Origin of the sequence: Sphaerisporangium rhizosphaerae, assembly GCF_042665155.1 — a bacterium.
In the GTDB taxonomy this organism is placed as follows: domain Bacteria; phylum Actinomycetota; class Actinomycetes; order Streptosporangiales; family Streptosporangiaceae; genus Sphaerisporangium; species Sphaerisporangium rhizosphaerae.
This window is the reverse complement of record NZ_JBHTCG010000135.1, coordinates 1-521: the sequence shown is the minus strand read 5'-3', so window position 1 is coordinate 521 and position 521 is coordinate 1. Positions and strand designations below refer to the sequence as shown.

Genomic DNA, 521 nt, shown 5'->3' with positions numbered 1-521 from the left:
CCTGGTCGCGCACGCCCCACACGGTGATGCCCGCGCAGCGCGACACCGCCAGGCAGTCGTTGACGATGGCGGCGTAGGTGGTCGCCGAGGCGCCTTGGACGTCCAGCTCGGTGATCTGCACGTCCACCCCGAGGGCGGCGAAGCTGGAGATCGTGGTGCGGTAGTTGGAGTTGTAGGCGCTGCCGCTGTTGAAGTGCGACTGCAACCCCACACAGTCGATCGGCACACCCCGCGCCTTGAAGTCCTTGACCATGTTGTAGACGCCCTGGGTCTTGGCCCAGGTCCAGTTGTCGATGTTGTAGTCGTTGTAGCAGAGCTTCACGTCCGGGTCGGCGGCGCGCGCGGTGCGGAACGCCACCTCGATCCAGTCGTTGCCGGTCGACTGCAGGTTGGAGCTGCGCCGCCCACCGGAGTTGCCGTCGGCGTAGGCCTCGTTGACCACGTCCCAGGCGTAGATCTTGCCCTTGTAGTGGCCCACCACCCCGTTGATGTGGTTGATCATCGCATTGCGCAACGCGCTG

At 65.5% G+C, this 521-nt stretch carries 1 protein-coding gene; it reads right to left on the bottom strand.

All coding sequences use genetic code 11. The features are described 5' to 3' along the window. Positions 1-521 (bottom strand): endo-1,4-beta-xylanase (locus tag ACFQSB_RS40630; protein WP_380832685.1); only part of this gene is annotated, 521 nt, incomplete at both ends.